The organism is Streptomyces glaucescens (assembly GCF_002154375.1).
GTDB lineage: Bacteria > Actinomycetota > Actinomycetes > Streptomycetales > Streptomycetaceae > Streptomyces > Streptomyces glaucescens.
Genome location: NZ_MUND01000990.1, coordinates 1 through 744, shown reverse-complemented (window position 1 = coordinate 744; position 744 = coordinate 1). Strand labels below are relative to the sequence as shown.

General features: G+C 76.5%; 1 protein-coding gene. It reads left to right on the top strand.

What is annotated here, in order from left to right:
* A partial coding sequence (locus tag CCN42_RS40030) for a gluzincin family metallopeptidase (protein ID WP_143662234.1) occupies nucleotides 1–744 on the top strand: 744 nt, incomplete at both ends.

Genomic DNA, 744 nt, shown 5'->3' with positions numbered 1-744 from the left:
ACCGCCCGGGCCACGCAGCCGCTCTCCGCCCTCAACCTCGACCTGGACGGCATGGAGGTCCGCTCCGTCACCGTGGACGGCACCGCCGCCCGCTGGAACCGCACCGGCCAGGAGCTGACCGTCCGTCCCGCCGACGACCTCGGCGAGGGCACCACGTTCCGCGTCACGGTCCGCTACGAGGGCACGCCGGTCACCGTCACCGACCCGGACGGCTCCGAGGAGGGCTGGCTGCCCACCGCCGACGGCGCGCTCGCGCTCGGGGAACCGGTCGGCTCGATGGCGTGGTTCCCCGGCAACCACCACCCGTCCGACAAGGCGGCCTACGACCTCGCGGTCACCGTGCCGCGGGGCCTCGCGGCGGTCTCCAACGGCGAGCCCGCGGGCGAGCGGACGGAGGGCGGCCGGACGACGTACATCTGGCGCACCGCCGAGCCGGTGCCGAGCCACGCCGCCACGCTCGTGATCGGCCGCTACGAGATCCGGCGCGGCCGGACCCCGGACGGGCTGCCGGTGCACAGCGCCGTGCACCCCGGGCAGGCGGACGCGAGCCGTGCGGTGCTGGCCCGGCTCCCCGAGGTGATGGCCTGGGCGCGGGACACCTTCGGCCCGTACCCGTTCTCCTCCACCGGCGCGATCGTCGCCCCCGCCGACGCGGCCGAGTACGCCCTGGAGACCCAGAACCGCCCCGTCTTCCCCGGCGCCCCCGACCTGCCGCTCCTCGTCCACGAGCTGGCCCACCAGTGG